The 21,301-nt window shown below is 47.3% G+C and carries 22 protein-coding genes; 9 read left to right on the forward strand and 13 right to left on the reverse strand.

What is annotated here, in order from left to right:
- Nucleotides 1–189: 189 nt before the first annotated feature.
- The 4 genes from SPB21_RS29245 to SPB21_RS29260 form a co-directional block, all read right to left on the reverse strand.
- Nucleotides 190–1,143 (reverse strand): PstS family phosphate ABC transporter substrate-binding protein, encoded by a 954-nt coding sequence (locus SPB21_RS29245; RefSeq protein ID WP_163702262.1) that lies wholly within the window; start codon nucleotides 1,141–1,143, stop codon nucleotides 190–192.
- A gap of 494 nt (nucleotides 1,144–1,637) precedes the next feature.
- A complete protein-coding gene (locus SPB21_RS29250; protein ID WP_163702263.1) occupies nucleotides 1,638–1,898 on the reverse strand; it encodes a hypothetical protein in 261 nt (86 codons plus the stop codon).
- A gap of 21 nt (nucleotides 1,899–1,919) precedes the next feature.
- Complete coding sequence (locus SPB21_RS29255) at nucleotides 1,920–2,501, reverse strand: pentapeptide repeat-containing protein (RefSeq protein ID WP_163702265.1); 582 nt, start codon at nucleotides 2,499–2,501, stop codon at nucleotides 1,920–1,922.
- The gene (locus SPB21_RS29260) at nucleotides 2,498–3,919 is read right to left on the reverse strand and encodes an HD domain-containing phosphohydrolase (RefSeq protein WP_163702267.1); all 1,422 of its coding nucleotides are present in this window, start codon (nucleotides 3,917–3,919) and stop codon (nucleotides 2,498–2,500) included. The genes SPB21_RS29255 and SPB21_RS29260 overlap by 4 nt, the downstream gene beginning before the upstream one ends.
- Before the next feature lie 464 nt (nucleotides 3,920–4,383).
- On the opposite strand from SPB21_RS29260, the gene nblD reads away from it, so the two are divergent.
- Complete coding sequence (gene nblD, locus SPB21_RS29265; RefSeq protein ID WP_163660435.1) at nucleotides 4,384–4,611, forward strand: NblD family protein; 228 nt, start codon at nucleotides 4,384–4,386, stop codon at nucleotides 4,609–4,611.
- Here the strand turns inward: nblD and SPB21_RS29270 are convergent.
- The 4 genes from SPB21_RS29270 to SPB21_RS29285 all read right to left on the reverse strand — a co-directional run bounded on the left by SPB21_RS29270 (nucleotide 4,608) and on the right by SPB21_RS29285 (nucleotide 8,247).
- Entirely contained in the window at nucleotides 4,608–5,048 is a 441-nt protein-coding gene (locus tag SPB21_RS29270) for an SRPBCC family protein (protein WP_163660434.1), read from the reverse strand. The two genes, nblD and SPB21_RS29270, sit on opposite strands and share 4 nt — an antisense overlap.
- A gap of 90 nt (nucleotides 5,049–5,138) precedes the next feature.
- A complete protein-coding gene (locus SPB21_RS29275) occupies nucleotides 5,139–6,392 on the reverse strand; it encodes a ferrochelatase (protein ID WP_499868476.1) in 1,254 nt (417 codons plus the stop codon).
- A 217-nt stretch (nucleotides 6,393–6,609) separates the two neighbouring features.
- On the reverse strand, nucleotides 6,610–7,713 hold the full coding sequence (locus tag SPB21_RS29280) for an aldo/keto reductase (protein WP_499868478.1): 1,104 nt from the start codon (nucleotides 7,711–7,713) through the stop codon (nucleotides 6,610–6,612).
- Between the two features lie 36 nt (nucleotides 7,714–7,749).
- Nucleotides 7,750–8,247, reverse strand: coding sequence for a bifunctional nuclease family protein (locus SPB21_RS29285; RefSeq protein WP_163670608.1), 498 nt, complete (start codon nucleotides 8,245–8,247; stop codon nucleotides 7,750–7,752).
- Between the two features lie 367 nt (nucleotides 8,248–8,614).
- Here SPB21_RS29285 and SPB21_RS29290 point away from each other — a divergent pair, with 367 nt between their 5' ends.
- The gene (locus tag SPB21_RS29290) at nucleotides 8,615–9,271 is read left to right on the forward strand and encodes a riboflavin synthase (RefSeq protein ID WP_163702275.1); all 657 of its coding nucleotides are present in this window, start codon (nucleotides 8,615–8,617) and stop codon (nucleotides 9,269–9,271) included.
- A gap of 70 nt (nucleotides 9,272–9,341) precedes the next feature.
- Here SPB21_RS29290 and SPB21_RS29295 read toward each other — a convergent pair whose 3' ends face one another.
- The 3 genes from SPB21_RS29295 to psbD form a co-directional block, all read right to left on the reverse strand.
- Complete coding sequence (locus tag SPB21_RS29295) at nucleotides 9,342–9,776, reverse strand: pentapeptide repeat-containing protein (protein WP_499868480.1); 435 nt, start codon at nucleotides 9,774–9,776, stop codon at nucleotides 9,342–9,344.
- Between the two features lie 214 nt (nucleotides 9,777–9,990).
- Nucleotides 9,991–11,370 (reverse strand): photosystem II reaction center protein CP43, encoded by a 1,380-nt coding sequence (psbC, locus tag SPB21_RS29300; protein WP_163670610.1) that lies wholly within the window; start codon nucleotides 11,368–11,370, stop codon nucleotides 9,991–9,993.
- Nucleotides 11,354–12,412 (reverse strand): photosystem II D2 protein (photosystem q(a) protein), encoded by a 1,059-nt coding sequence (gene psbD, locus SPB21_RS29305; RefSeq protein ID WP_006518024.1) that lies wholly within the window; start codon nucleotides 12,410–12,412, stop codon nucleotides 11,354–11,356. Before psbD ends, psbC begins: the two co-directional genes overlap by 17 nt.
- A gap of 560 nt (nucleotides 12,413–12,972) precedes the next feature.
- Here psbD and cpcD/petH point away from each other — a divergent pair.
- From cpcD/petH to SPB21_RS29340, 7 genes are all read left to right on the forward strand, one after another.
- Entirely contained in the window at nucleotides 12,973–14,169 is a 1,197-nt protein-coding gene (cpcD/petH, locus tag SPB21_RS29310) for a bifunctional rod-capping linker CpcD/ferredoxin--NADP reductase PetH (protein ID WP_163664766.1), read from the forward strand.
- Between the two features lie 116 nt (nucleotides 14,170–14,285).
- Nucleotides 14,286–15,587, forward strand: coding sequence for a homoserine dehydrogenase (locus tag SPB21_RS29315; protein WP_163664768.1), 1,302 nt, complete (start codon nucleotides 14,286–14,288; stop codon nucleotides 15,585–15,587).
- A 16-nt stretch (nucleotides 15,588–15,603) separates the two neighbouring features.
- Nucleotides 15,604–16,548: a peptide chain release factor N(5)-glutamine methyltransferase gene (gene prmC / locus SPB21_RS29320; protein ID WP_499868483.1), complete on the forward strand. Its 945-nt coding sequence runs from the start codon at nucleotides 15,604–15,606 to the stop codon at nucleotides 16,546–16,548.
- Nucleotides 16,549–16,567: 19 nt separating this feature from the next.
- Nucleotides 16,568–17,074 (forward strand): GrpB family protein, encoded by a 507-nt coding sequence (locus SPB21_RS29325; protein ID WP_499868484.1) that lies wholly within the window; start codon nucleotides 16,568–16,570, stop codon nucleotides 17,072–17,074.
- 244 nt (nucleotides 17,075–17,318) lie between these two features.
- The gene (locus SPB21_RS29330) at nucleotides 17,319–18,560 is read left to right on the forward strand and encodes an FtsX-like permease family protein (protein ID WP_163664774.1); all 1,242 of its coding nucleotides are present in this window, start codon (nucleotides 17,319–17,321) and stop codon (nucleotides 18,558–18,560) included.
- Between the two features lie 50 nt (nucleotides 18,561–18,610).
- Entirely contained in the window at nucleotides 18,611–19,309 is a 699-nt protein-coding gene (locus tag SPB21_RS29335) for an ABC transporter ATP-binding protein (protein WP_499868486.1), read from the forward strand.
- A 320-nt stretch (nucleotides 19,310–19,629) separates the two neighbouring features.
- Complete coding sequence (locus SPB21_RS29340) at nucleotides 19,630–19,896, forward strand: hypothetical protein (RefSeq protein ID WP_499868488.1); 267 nt, start codon at nucleotides 19,630–19,632, stop codon at nucleotides 19,894–19,896.
- An 8-nt stretch (nucleotides 19,897–19,904) separates the two neighbouring features.
- On the opposite strand, the gene SPB21_RS29345 is transcribed toward SPB21_RS29340, so the two are convergent.
- A complete protein-coding gene (locus SPB21_RS29345) occupies nucleotides 19,905–20,582 on the reverse strand; it encodes a hypothetical protein (RefSeq protein WP_499868489.1) in 678 nt (225 codons plus the stop codon).
- A gap of 94 nt (nucleotides 20,583–20,676) precedes the next feature.
- Entirely contained in the window at nucleotides 20,677–21,300 is a 624-nt protein-coding gene (locus SPB21_RS29350; RefSeq protein WP_499868490.1) for a type I restriction endonuclease subunit R, read from the reverse strand.
- Nucleotide 21,301: the final 1 nt, after the last annotated feature.

Raw genomic sequence — 21,301 nt, forward strand, 5'->3', positions numbered from 1 at the left:
TTCGGAGGGAGCAACACTAACCATGTTCTGGAAAATTAGGGAGCGAATACTCAGGAAACCTTGGAGGAGCGAACATTCCCCCAAGGCAAAAATGGTTGATGCACACTGAGCGTGTGAAAGTTGCAAAGGACCTGCCACAGGGGAGAATACACCCTATGGCAGGAATCAAAAACTCACTAATGACTGAGACTAGTTAAAGATAGTATTTGCTTCAGCGTCGTAAGCTTCGAGAGTGGCGTCAGTTGCTGCGTCGGGTAAGGGGACGTAACCTACATCTAGGATGAGCTCACCAGCGTCGGCCTGCTCAATATAGAACTGTACGAAGTCAGCAACACCACTATCAGCATCAGTCAATGCCGCAGCATTGACGTAGATGAAAATAGGACGACCAAGTGGCTGGTAGATATCAGCCTCAACGTTCTCTACAGTGGGCTCAACATACTCGCCAAGCTCTTCGTTTAAGATGCTCACTGACTGCAGAATGTCTGAATTCTCTGCGAAGTAAGCCAAGCCGAAGTAACCAATGGCATATTTGTCACCAGCGACACCACGTACCAGGATGTTGTCGTCTTCACTAGCAGTGTAGTCAGCACGGCTAACACCACCATCACCATTGACTTCATCGGTAAAGTAGTCAAAAGTACCAGAATCAGTACCAGGACCGAATAGACTAATTTCTTCATCAGGCCAGGAAGGATCAATCTGATTCCAACGAGTAATAGTGCCTTCAGCAGGGGCGTCCCACATAGTGTTTAACTGGGCAACAGTCATCTCAGTTGCCCAATCATTTTCCGGGTTGATAACAACTGTCAGAGCATCATAGGCAACGGGGACCGCGATGTACTCAATGCCATTAGCAGCGCAAAGCTCTTTCTCTGTATCTTTGATAGGCCGAGATGCGTTAGAGATAGCAGTCTCACCAGCACAGAATTTCTTGAAGCCACCGCCAGTACCGGAAACACCAATAGTGATAGATGCAGGATTACCAGCGAGGGCGTACTCTTCAGCCATTGCTTCTGTGATGGGAAAAACAGTACTGGAACCATCGATAGCAATATTCTGAGCAACTGCAGATGTCGCAGTGACAGCACTAGCAGCAACAACTGTAGCTACAGTGCCAAAAAACTTAGCGAACTTAACCATAACAACACACTCCGTGGCTATTTGTTCAGGCCACGAAAAAATGTAGCTATACAAAATTAAGGCTCGCTAATTGGTTTATTAAGACACAATTTCCATTTGTTTAAGACAAGGTAAACACTAAAGATAAGCTTAATGTGGAGAAAATGGCCTATCTTTTAGAGGGAATTCTGAGAAAATGTTGGACGAATATTTTGTCAATTGAATTTGAACTTAATTCTAGAGTAAAAAGCTGTATCCAACATTACTTTTGGGTGAAATATTAGAGAAACTCATAAACTAAGCTGGATAGTTCTGTTGATGTTTGAATCGGTGCCTATGTTCCAAGCACATCAAAAAATGTTCGGTCAAATGAACGTCCGGATTGTAAAATTCTGGTTGCCTTAGATGGGTAGCAAAATTCTTTATCTGTTGGCGATTGTTACCGAATCTATGTGACTGAATCTAACTTAGGGGCGTCACTCTAATAAAAAGCAAACCTATGCCCTTGAAAGTCTCTAAACTTTTCCTTCAAAATATTTGTACCAAACAGCATTGCCGATGACGGTGAGGAGCAGAATGCTGCCTCCACCTAGTAACGCCAGGGTAGGGTTATAGCCACCACGCATGAGAGTCTCCATCCATCCATTTGTGGTGGCAGAGGGTGAGACCCGATTGGCTAAAAATGGAGTGAGGTAAATCAGAGCACCACCGCTAAGGAGCCAACCCACCATAGATGTGAGTAGAAAAACAGTTTTGCCTCTAGTTTGGGTGCTCATAGAAAATCTCTTTAAAAAATATTAAGTGGCTAAAGGAGTGCCGCTCAAACATGCACCAGATAAGGTGGCACCATCAAAATTGGTATTGTCCACACAGGCACATAACAGATTAGCTTGGGTGAAATTAGCTCCTCTTGCAACAGCACCGCTAAGATTGGCTTCTTCCAAGTCAGCGCCTGATAAATCTGCTCCAGCTAGATTTGCATTGCTTAAATCAGCATTGCGTAAAATACAGCTTGCTAAGTTTGCGCCTCGTAAGTCAGCTCCTCGTAGATCAACTGCCGTTAGGTTGAGATTACTCAAAATGGCCCCCGCTAAAAAAGCACCAGCAAAGCTGGCATTTGTTGTCTCTGCTTCCAGTAAGACTGCCCCACGCAGGTCGGCATTTCGCAGATCGGCTGCCACCAGGTTGGCACCCATTAAGTCAGCCCCACGTAAATTGGCACGAAGGTCTGATTCTTTGAGCATTGTGCCGCTGAGGTTAGCTCCTTGCAAATTGGCTTGGGCTAATTTTGCGCCGCTAAGCTCTATTCCTGCCAAATCTGCACCCATCAGCTTTTTTTTCTGTCCTTGCAGAATAGCCTCAATTTCTGATGGGGTCATGAAGTAACCTCCTTAGATATTGCTGGGTGTTTCTTTTCAGTGGCTGGGGGTTTCAAGTCCTCAAGCCAAACGGTGGGTTGTTGGCTTGGGCGTTCCGGCAGCTGTAACATGCCGATTTCTGCTAAGCGGACGACGGTGCTCAACGACTCGACCAACTTCGGATCAAAGCGTCGATCGCTATGGTTTTCGCAGGCCGTTAAGGCATCTCCCAATGACATGGCAGCCCTATCGCCTCTAGCCTCGGTTAACTCTTGAAAATATGAGACTAGACCCAAAATTCGTGACTCAATGGGAATTTCTTCAGCTTTTAAACCATCGGGCGTGCCGCTACCATCCCAATACTCCAATTGATGAGTGACAATGCGACTGATGGGGGCCAATTCAGGCATGGAGGACAGGAGCTGGCCGCCTAGAGCAGCGCGATCGCGCCAGAACACCAAACTGGCTTTATCTAGCTGAGCCGCAGTTTGTTTAAAAATTTCCTTGGGGGCTTCGGCAAGGCCAATGCGGAATAGTAACCCAGCTAACCGTAAGCGGCGAAGTTGCAACGTAGGTAAGTCGAGCAACTGGCCTAGAGTCTCGGCTAGGGCTGAAACCTGAAGTGATGCGGTAGGGTTAGCTACATCCCGCTCGTCAATTTTTTGAACCATTCGCAAAAAAGCCTGGAGCTTATTGGCGGCCAAGTTGCGATTAAGTTTAGACGCTTGCCCCTCTAACTCCCAGAGTTCACGGGTTTGGCGACTGACGGTGACTAGCTGTTGCTGACTACTCTGTAGATAATTAACAATGCGTGCAACCACGCCACTTAGGTCCGTGGAGGTATCGGATGGATTATTGCTAAGTCTGTTGTAGTGGTCCATCAGCTGATCAGCGAGGGCAGGCGAGTAGGGCTGCATTCGCTCGATCAATATTTTGGCTGCAGCTTCTACAGGGCCACGGTCAAAGGTCCACAGACCGTAGAACTTACGCTCAGCATCTGTAGTGGGTATGCTGTCGCTACGGTACTCGTCGTCAGACAGCTCATGACATAGAACCATGGAGGCATACCCCGGTGCCAAAATAATCAGGTTCCATTCTTTGGTCAGGCTGTCATCCTTCTGTAAGTTCACCATGTCCACATTGTCGAGTTGACTGGTGGCATGGTCACCAAAACCACTATCTGGGACAGCTGCGATCGCAACTTGCTGAGAGCAATGAGCAATATCTCTGTAGCGCTCGGCTTCCTGTAGATACCATTTCCCCTGTTGGAAAGTCACCAGCACGAGTGGTTGATCATTTTCTGAATGTTCCAGAATATGATCTTCTAGGGCATGACAAAGGGCCACCAGCGTATTTTTGAAATAAACCCCATAACTGGATGGCATTTGCCCTTCAGGCAAAATGGTTTTGAGTTGATTAAGGGTCGCCTCAGAGTTCATAGAAAGACTCTTAGTGAATCAAGTCAGCTAGTGAATCAAGTCAGCGTCTGCTCCCAGAATAAAGAGCTAGCGCTATTAGCTCCGAACTCCTATCAGATGGAGCTTATCCAAAAAGTATCTAAATCTATTACCCATGATTTCATACTTTGATGAAAAGCGTGGCAAGTCTGATACAAGTTGTACCCGTTATGCAGGAAAGGATGTGCTCTGGGGGTGGTGATGTGGGGTAAGCGCCGTTGCACGCGTTTAGAAAATTGCTTTTTTTGTTATGAAAATTTTAACCCAAGCGCTGGTTTGAAAACGGGCTGGGGTGATTGTTGGATAATGCTTTAAAGGGGCAATATTGATCGTTTTTGTGATGAAACGATACAAAATAGGTGGCTGAAATAAGTGAAAGTACTTACCTTGTATAAAGGTTCAACTAGTTACGATTAGTGGACCTTACTAAAATCGAGTGAAAGCCTATGACTACGATAACCCAAGAACAGACTTGTTCCGTATGCGGCGTGAAGGTTGTGGATGACGTTGTGCAATTTTCCAATGGCTCCACCGGTACCCGTGCCCGTCTCTATGCCAGGGTCTGCCAGTATGCTAAGAAGCCTGAATGTATCAATCAAGATAAGGAGCTAATTGGTGAAGTTCTGCAGGAGGATGGCTTTATGGAAGCCCCCAATATTAATTTTGGCGGCTAACCCAATCGCTCTGCTACCTGTTTAAGCCGCTTTAACTGGGCTGCCATATCCTGCTTAGTCCAGTTAGCGGCAAATTGATTGAACCCAAATGCCACTAATGGGTTAGGAATTTCAAATTCGAATCTATTGAGCAGGCGAGTTCCTGATGCTTCTGGTACACATTCCCAGCGGTCTTTGCCTGTGAAGAACCCTGTAAATGCCCACACCACCAAGCCGGGACGACGCTCCACCACTGTGCTGATTAAGCTGGGCTGTAAAAGGGGCACTTGAATGATAAATCGAGTCTGGCTGTTAAGCTCTGTACTCCAGGTTTCACCCATGGGTTCACACCGGAGGGCGGGGTTAAGCCATTGATGCATGAGGGTGCGATCGCAAATACAGCGTTCAACCGTTGTAGCGTTGGCATGGATAAAAATTGACTGCTCAAAAACACCCATATAAAGCAAAAAATGATCGGTAGAGGATAAGCACTACCGATCATTCTGACCTATTTTTTCTTACTTATTTTTTATGGGGAACAGGCAACCCTAATGGTGGTGATGGGCGTGATGGTGTTCTTGGCTGTGGCCCTGGTCACCACCATGGTGACCATTATGATGATGTTCGTCGTGGTGGTGACCAGGGTGATGATGATGCCCGTTATGAGCACTGTCATGGTGGTGCCCTGAAAAATCCTCCGCAAGCAGGGCTCGTTGACTTGGATGGACAACGGTGCCTTGCTCGCCTATCAGATCTGTAATTAACCCGTCAACCCAGCCAGCGGCCATAGCGGCAAAGTCATCATTGTCGTTGACACAGGGCATTTGGACATAGGTGACATCAGGTCGCTTGCGACGTAGATGGCTGATAATGTGCTCTACATCCAATAGGGTTTCATGGTTTTCGGTGACAAAGCCAATGGGCATGAAGACGACTGCTGTAGCACCCAGATCCATCAGGTTTTGGGCCGCTAGGGTCACATTTGGCTGGGTCCACTCAATCATGGGGGTATCGTGATTGAGCCAACCGATGGAAATCAGCGGATAGTTATAGATCAGTCTTTCCCTGACTGCATCGTAGAGCAGTTGGCTCTCTGTAATGCCAGAGGTAAATCCCTTAGCTTTGTGGGGGCAGCCATGGTTCATCAGCACGATGCCGGTTTGGGACGGTAGGTGAGCAACGGCCAGATGCTGCTGAATTTTGTTCGTTACCTGACGGGCGAGCAACTCAATATAGTCTGGTTGGTTGTAAAAGGACGGCATGTAGCGGGTACTTTTCAGCCAATGGTTGTCCTCACCTGTAAAAGTCTGCGCTAAGGCATTGTTAACCTGTTCTACGGCAATGCCGCTGGTAAAAATGGAATCCACCACTAGCAAGGGATAAATCAAAAGCTTGGTAAATCCCTGGGACTGAATTTCTGCCAAGACCTGTTGGGGTAAATATGGAGCGCAAAAGTTAAATGCTTTAAAGACGCTAACGCGCTTTCCCCACTTGGCTTGTAAGTGACGTTCAATGCCCTCACGCTGACGCTCAAAAATTGAATTGTGGGGTGAAATAAAGTGATCGTGCTGATGGTCCCATTCGTGGCGATCAAACAAGGCTAACAGCTTAGCAAGTGGGGGATAAATCCAAGTGGGGACGGGGGCAAATTTTGCTGTTAATAGGTTGAGGGCTTGTTCGTTGTAGTTGGCAAAGTCTTCGTAACTTTCTACTTCGCCATATCCCATGAGCAATACTGCTACGCGATCGTCAGTGGTGCTTTGGTCTGGGGTAGATAAAAGTGTGCGTGGAATCGCAACCATAAAAAGTGAGCCTCAAAGGGTAATTTAGCCGTCCACTGGACGACCTTACGGTAACGCACCTGAATATCAGACCCTGCACCCATTGTAAGAATTTAAGACTCCTGAGATGAATTGATACGTAGCTATTGCTATCTGTTAAGTCTTACGTTGTTGTGTGCCATGGTTGTCAGCGATGGTCGCGTTTACCACTTCGCTTTAGCCTGGTTCAATCGCACCGTTAATCACTCCATAGCCGTCTACGTTCAGACCCCTTGAGTCGCTGGTGGGTATCCCGTAGCAGTGTGGGGATATCTAACTGTTCTGGGCAACGGGGTAAGCAGTCGCCGCAGTCGGTGCAGCGATTACCTTTACGTCCCGGAAACCAGTGGCCTGCTCGTTCAAACATGCCGTAGCGGTATTTTCCAAAGTTCGTCATGTCGTAGGCGATGGTCAGATTTCTAAGTCTGAGCACTTCCGGAATGTTGATGGCTTCTGGGCAGGGCAAACATTCATAACACTGTTTGCATTGCTCAGTACCCAGATTTGCCTGGGTTTGGGCCAGGTGCTCTAAGCGAGTGCACTCTTGATGGGTGAGGGGGGTTGTGTTGTCAGCTACTTGCAAGGGCCAGTCAAGCTCGGTGGGCACAGCTGGGCCTACGCTTAGGGTGGTGATACGCGGATCACTTAGCAGCCAGCGATAGGTGAGCAACAGTGGGTCAAATGGCTGACACAACTGCTTGAGTTTGTCTGATGGGGTGTAGAGCTGGCCACCTTTGTCGGCTGGGGAAATGATGAAAATCCCCAGGTCTCGTTGATGGGCTAGCTCAATGGCGGCGGCGTTGCGCTGATTAAAAAAGTAGTAGTGCAGGTTAATAAAGCTGATGATGGGAAGTGCGATCGCACCCATCACCACATCTAATGAGCCATGACTAGAGGCCCCCACATGACGTACTCGACCGTCAGCCATTACCTGGGTTAACCCTGGTAACATCGACTCCACCTGCTGTAGATGCTCCAGTGTATTCACCCCGTGTACAGCCAGGCAGTCAACGTAGTCGGTTGCCAAGCGTTCTAGCGACTCATCCACGAGCCGTTCCACCTCGCTACCTGGCAGCAATTTGGTAGTTAAGATGAGCTCAGACCGATTCAAGCTGCTAAGGGCCTGACCAATGTAGTATTCGCTTTGACCATATCCCCGGGCAGTTTCAATGTGGTTAATTCCCAGATCGACTGCAGCCGCCAAAACCTGGTGTAAAGACTCTGCATTGTCTAGACAGCGCATAGTGCCTAGGGAAAATACAGATAGATTTAATTCGGTTTTACCAAAGCGTCGATAGTGCATGGGGCAGCATAGGCTTTAACCCAATAATTATCAGACCTATTGGTTAGACGAGCGCCCCTTCTGAGCAAAATCTGATGGGCTTAGGTTTGAAACAAAATCTCGGAATGCTTCCTTCTCAGCTTCATCAGCTTCACGGTCCACTGGAATTGAAGCGTCAGCAATCACCTCTTCCATCACCCAGATAGGCGCTCCCATCCGCAGGGCAATAGAAATAGCATCGCTAGGGCGAGAGTCAAGCTCTTTGGTGACCTCCCCTTGTTTGAGGGTCATCGTGGCATAGAACGTATTGTCCTTTAATGAATGAATCACCACACGATCTAGCGCCAGTTCCCAGTCATCTAGCAAATTGGCAAATAAATCATGGGTCATAGGACGCACAGATTCTTCGTTTTCCAAAGCGACTATAATTGCGCGGGCCTGCTCATTAGAAATAAAAATAGGCAGTGCTCGTCGTTCGGATGCGTCACGCAGCAAAATCACAGGGTTTCGCGAAACCGCATCCAGTGCAATGCCAGCAACTTTCATTTCGATCATGGATATTAATCCTCTTGGCTCCGCAGGAATCTAACCCAATAACTAGAATGTAACACTTGAAAATTATCTAAACTGTGTCAAACTGTCTGGGACATATGACGGTTGGGGCTTAAAAGGTGTTGTTAGAGAACGTCTTGGCTAATGGGTTGGTAAGTAATATTCCATTTCTAAGCTAAAAGAGTCCTTTCAGCTTGTTGGCCCATGAATAAAAATCTTTATTTAGAGTCTAAAAATCTTTATCTAGGCAACCGATTCTGTAACGTCTACACATATGCCATAAGGCTATAATGCCGCGATAATTTCACCTTTGCCAACTGGCTAATAGTGCTTCGTACACCCACTCTGTCACTAACATCATCATAAGAATGTGTTTACCGGACTAATTCAAGCTTTAGGAAAGCTTCAAACCCTAGACAATGATCGCCTACAGATTAGTGGTCTTGATGTTTCTAGCCCTATCATGGCGGATATTTCCCTGGGGGATAGTATCGCCGTAGACGGTGTTTGTCTGACGGTTGCGACTATTTTGCCAAAAGGGTTTGTGGTGACCGCATCTCCTGAAACGTTAGAACGATCAACCTTGGGGCATATTCCCCCGGAGCGACCTGTCAATCTGGAATCTTCCCTACGGGTAGGGTCCAAAATTGGTGGCCATTTTGTAACTGGTCACGTTGATGGTCAGGGGTATGTCGGTGAAATTATTAAAACTGATAGTGCTTGGGAAATCAGCTTTACGGTTCCCAGAAGTCAAGTGGCACGCTACATAGTCCCCAAAGGCAGCATTGGTGTTAACGGCATTAGCCTAACGGTTGCAGACTGTAGCGCATCGGGTGATTGGTTTAAGGTGGCTGTCATTCCAGTTACCTACGATGAAACGAATTTGCAATATCTACAGCCTAATGATGCCGTCAATTTAGAAGGCGATATCCTCGGTAAATATGTGGAGCGATTTACCCAGCCAGCGAGCACAGTTGGCCAGTCAGATATTTCTCTCGATTTCTTAGTTGAACATGGCTATGGGTAAGAACCCTGGTTTATATGAGTTTTTGGCTAATAAATTGTAGCTCGCTGAAAACAATCGGTGTTCTCTTAAGTTAAGGGCAATAAAGTGTATCTTTGGTTGCTCGTCCAGTCACCGGATTGATGCCTGTAGCAACTTCACAGAGCATGTCGTTTGTTTTGACATCCAGATCGACATCTGTAAAGTCTGCACCTTCTATGTTTGCTTTACGAAAATCAGTGCTAAACGCGTAAGCACCCTCAAAAATTGCGTTTTTAAGATTAGCTCTAATAAACCGGGCTCCATCCAGAGTAGCGCCACTCATATCGGCACTTTCTAGGTTTGCTTTGGTTAGGTTGGTGTCAAATAGGCGCACACCGCGCAAGTCTGTATTGCTCAGGTCTGCTTCTGCCATATCGGTGCTGGTGTAGTTATTACCGCGTAAATCTTGGCCAGCAAAACTTTGCTGCCGCAGACTCTGCCGATCATAGTTTTTTGCTTGGGCTGTATTGGGCCAGCTTAAACACATTACACCTACCAACAGACAGCTCAGCAGCCAGCGTTTCCAACAAACAGAGCTCAAGTACCTCATAACTTAGCGATCGCAACATTACTAACCATGCATTTTAAAGCCGTTTAAGCACCTGTGACTATGGCTTAGCCATTTTACAGATAGCCCTCCAAACATAAAAAGCCTCTGCTCAAAGGCAGAGGCTTTTTATAAACGATTTTTAGACTAAGGCCTAGTCTAGATCGTTCATGCCCAGTACTGCTTCGTTTTCACGGTCAATACCCTTCTCGAAACCACCAGCAGCAGCACGAGCGCGGCCCGCATGCCATAGGTGACCAACCAAGAAGAAAAAGCCCAGAACGAAGTGAGACGTAGACAGCCACTGACGGGGATTCACAAAGTTAACAGAGTTAATCTCAGTGATAACGCCACCTACAGAGTTGATGGAAGCGTTAGGTGCGTGAGTCATGTACTCAGCAGCACGACGTACCTGCCAAGGCTGAATATCATTCTTAAGCTTATCTAGGTCAAGACCATTAGTACCACGAAGGGGAGATAGCCAAGGACCATCAAAGTCCCAGAAACGCATAGTCTCACCACCGAAGATGATCTCACCAGTAGGAGAGCGCATCAGGTACTTACCAAGACCAGTAGGACCTTGAGCAGAACCAATGTTGGCACCCATACGCTGGTCACGAACCAAGAAGGTCATTGCCTGCGCCTGAGAGGACTCAGCATTAGTAGGACCGTAGAACTCACTGGGGTAAGCGGTGTTGTTGAACCACACATAGCAGGAAGCGATAAAGCCCATCATGGACAATGCGCCCAAGCTATAGGAAAGGTAAGCTTCACCAGACCAGATAAAGGCACGACGTACCCAGCCGAAAGGCTTGGTTAAGATATGCCAGATACCACCGGAGATGCAGATTAGACCAATCCAGATGTGGCCACCGATGATGTCTTCCATGCTGTTAACGCCGACAATCCAGCCGTTACCACCGAAGGGAGCGCCAACCAAGTAGCCCCAGATAACAGCAGGGTCAAGGGTGGGGTTAGTGATAACACGAACGTCACCACCACCAGGAGCCCACGTGTCGTAGACACCGCCAAACAGAGTGGCTTTGAATACGAGCAACAGAGCACCACAGCCTAGAAGAATCAGGTGATAACCAATGATATTGGTCATCTGATTCTTATCCTTCCAGTCTTGTTGGAAGAAGTTGGAGTACTCCTCAAGCGTCTCAGGGCCGCGAACGGCGTGATAAACACCGCCTAGACCTAGAACTGCAGAAGAAATCAGGTGAAGTACACCAATGACAAAGTAGGGAAATGTATCAACAATTTCACCACCAGGACCTACACCCCAGCCAAGGGTGGCCATGTGAGGCAGTAGGATGAAGCCCTGCTCATAAAGAGGCTTCTCGGGCACAAAGTGAGATACCTCAAATAGAGTCATCGCACCGGCCCAAAGGACGATAAGACCAGCGTGGGCAACATGGGCACCCAGGAGCTTACCGGAAAGATCAATCAGACGAGCGTTACCAGACCACCAGGCAAAACCTGTGGATTGCTGGTCACGACCCGAAATGTAATTACTAGAGAGCGTTACCACGTGGCAGTACCTCTTCGGGGAATACAAACTTCTCGTGGGGCTGGTCCTGAGGAGCCATCCACGCACGAATACCTTCGTTAAGCAAGATGTTCTTGGTGTAGAACGTTTCGAATTCAGGGTCTTCCGCGGCGCGGGTTTCCTGGGAGACAAAGTCGTAGGCGCGGAGGTTCAAGGCGAGACCAACGATGCCGACGGCACTCATCCAGAGACCGGTGACGGGGACGAATAGCATGAAGAAGTGCAACCAACGCTTGTTGGAAAAAGCGATGCCGAAAATCTGAGACCAGAAGCGGTTCGCCGTCACCATGGAGTAGGTTTCTTCCGCCTGAGTGGGTTCGAAGGCGCGGAAGGTGTTAGCGCCTTCGCCATCTTCAAAGAGGGTGTTTTCAACGGTGGCCCCGTGAATGGCACAGAGGAGTGCGCCCCCGAGGACGCCGGCAACGCCCATCATGTGGAAGGGGTTGAGGGTCCAGTTGTGGAAGCCTTGCAAGAAGAGCAAGAAGCGGAAGATGGCGGCCACACCGAAGCTGGGAGCAAAGAACCAGCTGGACTGGCCGAGGGGGTACATCAAGAACACGGAGACGAAGACAGCGATGGGAGCTGAGAACGCAATCGCGTTGTAAGGACGTAGCCCGACGAGTCGAGCGACTTCAAACTGCCGGAGCATGAAGCCAATCAGAGCGAAGGCTCCATGGAGAGCGACGAAGGCCCAGAGTCCGCCGATTTGACACCAGCGAACGAAGTCACCTTGCGCCTCGGGTCCCCACAACAAGAGCAGGGAGTGGCCCATGCTGTCAGCGGGGGAGGAGACAGCAACTGTCAGGAAGTTGGCACCTTCCAAATAGGAAGATGCGAGTCCATGGGTGTACCAGGACGTAACAAAGGTGGTACCAGTGAGCCAGCCGCCAATGGCCAAGAAGGCACAGGGGAACAGCAGCAAACCGGACCAACCAACAAAGACAAATCTATCGCGCTTGAGCCAGTCATCGACGACGTCGAAGACGCCTCGATCGGCTCCAGCACGGCCCATTGCAATGGTCATCTCAAATCCTCTTAGTATGGCATCAAGTCCTATAGATAAAGGGTTGGGAATATATAAACAACCCTTTGAGGACATGGGGATGTCACAAGCACCCACCCATAGGATGGCCGTAATCGCCATCAGGTAGGATCTTGGCCTGTACTTTATGATAAATAGACTTTCGTTTTTTTACAATCTGTCACGTACTTCTCAGATTTGGCAGAATCTCAAAATGACGAGACCAAGGGAGCTTGAGCTATTTTCTGAGAATATTTTGTAAATTTTTATGTCAAGTTTAGGGGCGTTTACCTGATAAAGTCATCATTTGCGCTTCTCAGAAAGCCAAAGACATCATATAAATGCATCGTATTTTATAGTTTCGATCCGATTATCTTCGGTAGGGTACAGGGTGAGCTACAGCGTAAGGTTAACTTTGCCTATGTATCGATAGGGGGCTCCTCAGTCACTGCTCTTATGTATCAGAACACTTCGCTCAGAATGATACGCTAGATGGATGATTAGTTTCAGATGGGTGGTTAAGCCACTGTCTGAAGGGTTAGGAGATACTAAAAGTTCAGCGCATGTATAATTCGAGCGTCATCGGCGGTAGTGTCAGTATTTCTGGTAACCGTCTGTTTATATATGAGGTCAAAGGCCTAGGCTCAATTGCCGGGAGCATAGCACCCGTGCGTCAGAGCGGGAGCACCTTCGTTACAGTCCCTTATCAGCGTATGGCCGAAGAAACGCGGCGCATCATGCGTATGGGGGGTGAAATTGTTAGCATTCGTCCAGCAAATGGCGATATGCCAACCGTGCCTGTGGCTCAAGTAGCACCTGCAGCAAAGAAACCCATGGCCGAAACCAAAGCTAAAGCTAAGAAACCCGGTGCTAATGTACCGATTAATATTTACAAGCCCAAGACGCCTTACCTGGGTGAATGCCTATCCAACGAAGCCCTAGTGGCAGACGGTGGTATTGGCCTCGTTCAGCATATTAAATTTGATCTGTCTGAAGGTGATTTGGCCTATGTGGAAGGCCAAAGTATCGGTATCATTCCTGAGGGTACTGATGAGAATGGTAAGCCCCATAAGCTGCGGTTATACTCCATCGCATCTACTCGCCATGGGGATGATGTAGACGATAAGACCGTATCCCTTTGCGTTCGTCAGCTTACCTATAATCATCCTGAGAGCGGTGAAACGATCAACGGTGTTTGCTCTACCTATCTCTGTAATCTAGAGCCTGGTACAAAGGTAAAGATTACTGGCCCTGTTGGTAAAGAGATGTTGTTGCCTGACGATCCTGATGCCAAGGTGATCATGATGGGGACAGGGACAGGTATTGCTCCTTTCCGTGCCTATCTGTGGCGCATGTTTAAAGATAAAGAGCGTGAAGCAAATCCTGACTATACGTTTAATGGATTTGCCTGGTTGTTCTTTGGTGTGCCTAAGACACCTAATATTCTGTATAAGGAAGAGCTGGAAGAGATGCAGGCCCAGTATCCTGACAACTTCCGTTTAACCTACGCCATTAGTCGTGAGCAGCAAAACTCCGAAGGTGGTCGTATGTATATCCAGCACCGTATTGCCGAGTACGCTGATGAACTTTGGAGTCTGATTCAGGAGGAGAAGACCCATGTTTACATCTGCGGTTTGCGCGGTATGGAAGGCGGTATCGATGAGGCGTTAACAGCAGCAGCGGCTAAGACCGGTACTGATTGGACTGATTACCGTAAAGGTATGAAGAAAGCCCATCGCTGGCATGTTGAGACTTACTAAGTCTTACTGACTTGGTCGGGTAGCAACATCCAAATAAATATTATGTAAAAGCCAGGTGAGTCTGACGGTTCCCTGGCTTTTACAATAATTTGTGGTAAATCGAGCGGGATAGCACATTGGTTTTCAAGGTTGGATTATTGGGTCTGGGTACGGTAGGCACTGGTACGGCCAAAATTTTGTTAGACGCGGCCCAGCGTCATCCGTTGCTACAAACCTTAGAAATTCATAAGGTGGGTGTACGTTCTTTGGATAAGCCTCGGTCAGTTAATTTACCAGAGATGTGTTTAACCACTGACCTCGAAGCAATAGTGACTGATCCCGATATCGATATTGTGGTGGAAGTCATTGGGGGATTAGAGCCTGCTCGGTCACTGATTTTGGAGGCGATTGAGGATGGCAAGCACGTGGTGACGGCTAATAAAGCTATCATCTCTCGATATGGGAATGAGATTGCTGAAGCTGCCAAAAAAGCGGGTGTGTACGTGCTCTATGAAGCGGCTGTAGGTGGCGGAATTCCTGTTATTCAACCGTTGCAGCAGGCGCTTGGGGTAAACCGGATCGATGCGGTCACTGGCATTATTAATGGAACCACCAACTATATATTGACTCGCATGCAGTCAGAGGGGGGGGACTTTGCTCCGATTTTGGCGGATGCTCAGGCCCTGGGCTATGCAGAGGCTGACCCGACTGCTGATGTAGATGGTCTAGATGCAGCTGATAAGATTGCCATTTTGGCGTCCATTGCCTTTGGAGGAAAAATCCGCCGCGAGGATGTCTTTACGGAAGGTATTCGCAATGTCAGTGCATCGGATGTGGATTATGCGAAAACCTTAGGATTCGTGATCAAGCTGCTTGCGATCGCAAAACAAAACCCCAACGCTGACACTATCCAACTCCGTGTTCACCCTACACTAGTACCGCTCAAGCACCCCCTAGCCAGTGTCAACGATGTTAACAATGCAGTACTCGTTGAAGGCGATCCCATCGGCCAAGTCATGCTCTACGGGCCAGGTGCAGGAGAAGGTCCTACCGCCAGTGCCATCGTGTCGGATGTGATGGCCATTGCCGCCACCCTCCACATGGAGTCTCCGGCTGAAGAAAAACTGCCGAATCCGCTGTTAAGCCATGCCTACAGCGACTATAAGACCATTAGTCCGATGGAGGAATTGGAAAGTCGCTTTTACCTGCGGCTAATGGTGAAGGATCGGCCTGGAGTCATTGGCCATTTAGGCGAAATTTTTGGTAGACATCATCTGAGTCTCGAATCCATCGTGCAGATTGGTTTGCAGGACAGTTTGGCAGAACTCGTGATCGTCACCCATGAAGTGCGGGAAGGCGAGTTCCAGAAGGCTATTGCTGTTCTCAAAGATTCAGCGGATGTGGATTCCATTGCCAGCGTTTTGCGAGTTTTGGGATAGACAGAACGTCTGTGCGATGGAAGATAAGGCGTTTGAAGCTGTTCCTGGGGACGTTTTGTATACGTGGATATTGCAGGCTCGATCTGATGCCCAAAAAAACAATGTCCCTTTGTATGAGGTGGACTGGTTTTTGCAGGGAGTTAGCAGCCTGAGCCCGTCGGAACTAAGCTTAGGGCTGTATCGAGATCGGGTTGTGCCTTTGCGGTATTCGCTGGATTGGTTAACTCAGCAGTGGCAGCGCCGTTTGACCGAACGAGTACCGGTGCAATATCTGGTGGGTGAGACGCCGTGGCGGGATTTAATGCTGACGGTGACACCAGATGTGTTAATACCTCGGCCTGAAACGGAGCTGATGGTGGAGATTATGCAGGCGTGGGTAAAGCAGAACAAAAATCTTCCAGAGCCTATGGTTTGGGCTGATTTGGGGACAGGGAGTGGGGCGATTGCGATCGCAATCGCCAAAGCCTTCCCCGATGCCCAGGTACTAGCTGTTGATATTAGTTCAGAGGCTTTGCAGGTTGCTCGTCAAAATGCCCAGCGCAATGGAGCTAACAATCTTGAGTTTCATCAAGGCAACTGGTTTGAGCCGTTAAGGGATTGGCGTGGCAAGTTGTCTGGTGTGATTACTAATCCGCCCTATATTCCAAGTCAGATGGTGCTGGATTTAGAGCCTGAAGTCACTAACCATGAACCCCATCGGGCCTTAGATGGTGGAAATGATGGGTTAGAGGATATTCGTCTGCTCATAGCGAAAGCTCCAAAATTTTTGCAGCCCGGTGGTCTGTGGTTGACAGAACATATGCAGGGACAGGCGCAAACCATTGCCGCTATGCTGGCAGCTACAGATATCTATAAGGACATTCAGATTCACCCAGATTTAGCTGGCATTGAGCGATTTATCTCAGCGACATTTAGTCCTTGGATCCCGGCAATGTTGAAACCAGCTAGAGTTTTTAAGTAATCCAACATGCTCATAAATCATGGCATCAGCTCCAGTAGAACTTTCGGCCTATGATCTTGAATGGCCCGCCAAGTTTAAAGCTGAAAAAGCCTTCTTGATAGAGGTCATTGGTCATTGGCTTTGGGGCAGTGTTGAGCATGTGGGCAGCACTGCCGTGTCAGGCCTTTTGGCAAAACCAGTGATTGACATCATGTTTGGGGTGAAATCGCTGGAGGTTTCAAGGCCAGCAATTGATGTGTTGACCAGGAACGGCTATCAATATTTTCCCTATAAACCGGATGTCATGCATTGGTTCTGTAAACCATCCGATGCTGTGCGGACACACCACCTCCACTTAATTCCCTATGAAAGTGAGCTGTGGCAAGAGCGAATTCGGTTTCGGGATTTGCTTCGTTCTAACCGTGCGATCGCTAGCGACTACGCTGCCTTAAAACAGGCGTTAGCTGAACGTTATCACTATGATCGCGAGGCCTATACCCAAGCAAAATGGCCCTTTATTCAACAAGTTTTGGAGATGGCCAAATAATCATAGGGTCTGATGCGACCGCTTGCTCAGAACCTATGGCTTGATGAGGTGTAGGACAGTTTGGTTTCTATCCCGTGTAAGCCTTTGCTGATTGGTTTCCCGCTAGAATGGTTGCACTGAGGGCGACTGCTTTACTAGCGTGAGCGTTGCTGATCCTGAGGAGGATTTGATCTGGAAGTTCCTGATCAATAGCACTTATTTCAGATCGATTCATCTTGTAAATCAGCAACGGCCTGTGTGGACTATGGTTTCGTTAGCCCGTAAAAATCTACTCAAAGACCTACCACGGTTTCTGGTGGCCCAAGCCGGTATTATGTTTGCCGTCAGTTTGGTCACAATCCAAACTGGTATCCTTAAGGGTTTTACTCGATCGACAACGCTGCTGATTGATAATTCGGCTGCCGATATTTGGGTTGCGTCAGAAAATATCGTTAACTTTGAGCTCACTGAACCGTTTCCCTATGTGCAGGTTCAGCGGGCCCAATCAATTGAAGGGATAGCCCGTGCAGAGGCACTCATCATGGGGTCAGGCCGCTGGTATGCGGACGGTAATCTGACAACGCTACGGGTGTTTGGGTTTGACCCCAATGGACAACTATTTCGTCCCGGTGAGGTTTCCGATGCAACACTGAAAGCTTTAAGTGCTCCCTATTCAGCGTTGATTGACCGCACCAATATGCGTTCATTTCGGATTGATGGTGTGGGAGATACGGCTCGCATTCGTCAGTTGCCGGTCATGGTAGTCGGCTTGACCCAGGATACCCAATCTCTGGTTTCTAGCAAATTTGTTTTCACATCTTTGTTGAATGCCAATGCCTATATTAGTTCTGGGTTTTCGGCTGGATTAACCTGTCAGCTTGGGAATGGTGATATTACCTGTGTGAATGCCTATCAGCGTGATCCAGATGCGGCGAGTGCTGATGTGGGTGATCCAGAACCGCTCAGCTCAGATTCTCCGGTGACCTACATTTTGATCAAAGCTGAGCCGGGGGAAAATTTACAAATTCTCAAGCAACGCATAGAGTCTTCTCTGTCGGGAACTAAGGCGTTCACTAAGGATGAACTGATTAATATCACCCAGGCCTATTGGCAGAATCGTACGGGCATAGGTTTTATCTTAGGGTTAGGGGCCATTGTCGGTGTGATTGTCGGCATGGTAGTGGTGGCTCAGATTTTGTATACGTCGGTTTCTGAAAATCTGCGGCAGTTTGGCACCCTCAAGGCTATGGGGGCTTCAGATTGGGATATCTACAGCGTGATTTTAGAGCAGTCGCTGTGGATGGCGGTGTTGGGCTATGTGCCAGGTTTATTGCTGTGCTGGGGAATAGGCACTTGGACGGCGGCGACCCAAGGGATTGTGGTGTTGATTACCCCCCTAAGTGCTTTTGGGGTATTTGGCATCACGGTTGTGATGTGTGTTGGGGCTGCTGTTTTTGCGATTCAGAAGGTGACACGAGTGGATCCGGGAATTGTGTTTAAGGCATAACCGCCTGAGATGAAGAGAGACGTGAATGTGAGGTGTGAGTTTAAGAATTAATGGTTGCGATCGCAGCAAATAACATCCAAATGTCCTTTATGTCGGGCACCACTGAAACCAAGGTGCTCAAGGGCATTGATCTGGCCATTCCCCGTGGTCAAATTCGACTGATGATGGGGCCTTCTGGGTCTGGAAAAACGACGCTGCTATCGATTTTGGCAGGGATTTTGACGCCTACAGCCGGGCAGGTAGAGCTACTGGGCCAAGAAATTACAAAACTATCGCCCAAAGAACTTACCGCTTTTCGCCGTGACCACATCGGCTTTATTTTCCAAAGCTTTAATCTATTTCCTGCCCTCACTGCTTTGGAAAATATTGAGCTAGCCCTACAGATCAAGCATAAAAAAGGATTGGCTATCAAAGAACAAGCTTTTGATTTACTAAAACAGGTGGGGTTAGGTGATCGGGCAAATAATTTACCAGCGGATCTATCGGGTGGTCAAAAGCAGCGAGTTGCGATCGCCCGTGCGCTAGCAGGCGAGCCGGAATTAATTATGGCCGATGAGCCCACAGCGGCACTGGATTCTGCCACTGGCCATGATGTAATCGAGCTCATGCAGTATTTGGCTAAAAACAAAGGCTGCACGGTCTTGATCATTACCCACGATCCACGCATTACCGATGCTGCCGATGAGATTACTTATTTAGAAGATGGCATTTTGGCGAGGCAATCTAGTTTAGTCACTGGGCTACATTGAAAAGAATAGCGATATCCTTAAAAACACTGTTGAACTAGTAATATTGCTGCTACTCTTTTGACCTGATTGAATAATTGAGCCGAAATGGACCTGGATTATGGCCAGTTTGATTATTCATGATATTAACGATTCTCTTTGTCAAACTCTCTAAGAACGTGCTAAATGTCATGGTTTTAGCGTAGAAGTCGAGCATCGCAAAATTCTAGAACAAGTTTTACTTCAGCCTGTCAAAAAGCCTTTTGCAGAAGAGCTAGGTCAGATTCCTGATGTTGGGTAAAGACGCAGACTTTGAACGAGTCTAAAACTAGGAGCAGGGTACTATGACTATGACTGCCACTCTTATCCAAAGCCCTGATCGGGTGGTTTTGCAAAATATTAGCTGGCAGAGTTATCAGAGTCTGATTCGTGATTTTGCTCAGGAACCTGCAATTCGGCTCAAATATGATCATGACACTCTTGAGATTCGGAAGCCTCTAGAGCCTCATGAAACGTTTAAAAAGCTCATTGGTCGGTTGATTGAAGCGGCAACCGAAGCGATTAACAGATTTAAGAAGCACCACAAAAAATGCGAAAAGATTGATTCTTAGGAAAAAAGTCAATTATCTTTTGGTTCATTATTGATGTATCCCAAAACTTCTTGTCCGAGCTTCTTAAAGAAGCTGATTAGATTTTCAATTAGTTCATCAATAAACTCAGAATGCATTGAAAAAGAGTTGTCAGCTTTACCATATAAGTTAGGATTTTCTGAAACGAACTTATTGAGTTCATGTCCTTCATCGTCAGGTAAAACCGATCCATTGTGCACAATGGAATTTCTAACCAAGTTAACTTTCTTGATGTAACCTAGCTCTTGGCTAATGCTGCCTAAAAGGCTAAGACCGACTACTTTTTTGAGATATTTTTTTGCCCGCATAAAACCTTGATCACTTAAGTCTTTAAGCTTTATTTCGTTATCAATAATCTCAGTAAAAATCCTGCATAAATCATTTATTCTATGCTCAAAAAAACTATAAATTCCTATAGCTATAGATTTTCGATGTATGTCTAAGTAGTCTTCGTTTTCCTTAAAGTCGGGTGCATAATTTGCGGTTATATCGTAGTACTCTTTGTGAGAGTATTGCAACAAAAGAGAATTCATCTCTCTCGTAAGTTCGCTATTTGCATTTTCCCAGTATTCCTCTATTTCTGAGTGGAATTGAATATACTTTTCAAGTGTGGCCTCGGTTATTTTGCAATGAAATAGTAGCTCTAATTTAGAGTCTGTTATTTCCATGATCCAGAATATAAATATTATTAATTAGAGTGTTTGGTTAAATTTAGGGGATGATGAATATTTAGATATTCATGTGCACCTTTTTGACTAGGTTTTATATTTGAGCGAGTATGAATTTTAAGATTTTAGTTACCGTTTGAAGTTGATTGCTGTGTCGAGTAGACAGGGTGAACTTATCTGAAACGTCATACTCTCGGGTTTGTAAATCTGCTTTGATAAAAAGGAAGTCTTCGCCAGTTGTAATCAGGCCAAATGCTTGTGGAGTGTTTGCACTAGCCAGATAGGCCAAGGTTTGAGGTAACGCCTGCATGACGCTAAAGCCATAGCGTTTGGTTTCTAACAAAACAATCCAAAAATCATCTCGCACCACCAAAACATCGATCAGTCCCTTGAGTAGGGTGTCGCCATTTTCAATTTCAATGGAGACATACTTTTCACCACGCAGTTTATAGGGCGGATCACATAGTCCCAAAAGCTCTAACAGTGGAGAAACCAGAATAAAATCCACCGTACTTTCTGTAATGGCACCATCAACCTGGTAATAGCGATATCGGGCTTTCAGGCGGTCGAGGGTATCAATTTCTGCCTGGTGTAATTCTGGTAACTTACCTTGCCACTCAAAAAAGAAGTCAGCTTTATTAACAGGGTGCAGATTGAGACGCTGATGTGCCTCGTTTAGGTTGGTAATCGCTGTGGTGACAGCCAATGTTTGAGTCATT

This window comes from Leptothoe sp. ISB3NOV94-8A, from assembly GCF_043421595.1.
In the GTDB taxonomy this organism is placed as follows: Bacteria; Cyanobacteriota; Cyanobacteriia; order Phormidesmidales; family Phormidesmidaceae; genus Leptothoe; species Leptothoe turfae.

Bases quoted from the DNA above. Each gene is read 5' to 3' on its own strand.
- SPB21_RS29245 (WP_163702262.1), bottom strand. From the start codon at position 1,143: ATGGTTAAGTTCGCTAAGTTTTTTGGCACTGTAGCTACAGTTGTTGCT.
- SPB21_RS29250 (WP_163702263.1), bottom strand. From the start codon at position 1,898: ATGAGCACCCAAACTAGAGGCAAAACTGTTTTTCTACTCACATCTATG.
- SPB21_RS29255 (WP_163702265.1), bottom strand. From the start codon at position 2,501: ATGACCCCATCAGAAATTGAGGCTATTCTGCAAGGACAGAAAAAAAAG.
- SPB21_RS29260 (WP_163702267.1), bottom strand. From the start codon at position 3,919: ATGAACTCTGAGGCGACCCTTAATCAACTCAAAACCATTTTGCCTGAA.
- nblD (WP_163660435.1), top strand. From the start codon at position 4,384: ATGACTACGATAACCCAAGAACAGACTTGTTCCGTATGCGGCGTGAAG.
- SPB21_RS29270 (WP_163660434.1), bottom strand. From the start codon at position 5,048: ATGGGTGTTTTTGAGCAGTCAATTTTTATCCATGCCAACGCTACAACG.
- SPB21_RS29275 (WP_499868476.1), bottom strand. From the start codon at position 6,392: ATGGTTGCGATTCCACGCACACTTTTATCTACCCCAGACCAAAGCACC.
- SPB21_RS29280 (WP_499868478.1), bottom strand. From the start codon at position 7,713: ATGCACTATCGACGCTTTGGTAAAACCGAATTAAATCTATCTGTATTT.
- SPB21_RS29285 (WP_163670608.1), bottom strand. From the start codon at position 8,247: ATGATCGAAATGAAAGTTGCTGGCATTGCACTGGATGCGGTTTCGCGA.
- SPB21_RS29295 (WP_499868480.1), bottom strand. From the start codon at position 9,776: ATGTGTTTAAGCTGGCCCAATACAGCCCAAGCAAAAAACTATGATCGG.
- psbD (WP_006518024.1), bottom strand. From the start codon at position 12,412: ATGACCATTGCAATGGGCCGTGCTGGAGCCGATCGAGGCGTCTTCGAC.
- cpcD/petH (WP_163664766.1), top strand. From the start codon at position 12,973: ATGTATAATTCGAGCGTCATCGGCGGTAGTGTCAGTATTTCTGGTAAC.
- prmC (WP_499868483.1), top strand. From the start codon at position 15,604: ATGGAAGATAAGGCGTTTGAAGCTGTTCCTGGGGACGTTTTGTATACG.
- SPB21_RS29325 (WP_499868484.1), top strand. From the start codon at position 16,568: ATGGCATCAGCTCCAGTAGAACTTTCGGCCTATGATCTTGAATGGCCC.
- SPB21_RS29330 (WP_163664774.1), top strand. From the start codon at position 17,319: ATGGTTTCGTTAGCCCGTAAAAATCTACTCAAAGACCTACCACGGTTT.
- SPB21_RS29335 (WP_499868486.1), top strand. From the start codon at position 18,611: ATGGTTGCGATCGCAGCAAATAACATCCAAATGTCCTTTATGTCGGGC.
- SPB21_RS29340 (WP_499868488.1), top strand. From the start codon at position 19,630: ATGACTATGACTGCCACTCTTATCCAAAGCCCTGATCGGGTGGTTTTG.
- SPB21_RS29345 (WP_499868489.1), bottom strand. From the start codon at position 20,582: ATGGAAATAACAGACTCTAAATTAGAGCTACTATTTCATTGCAAAATA.
- SPB21_RS29350 (WP_499868490.1), bottom strand. From the start codon at position 21,300: ATGACTCAAACATTGGCTGTCACCACAGCGATTACCAACCTAAACGAG.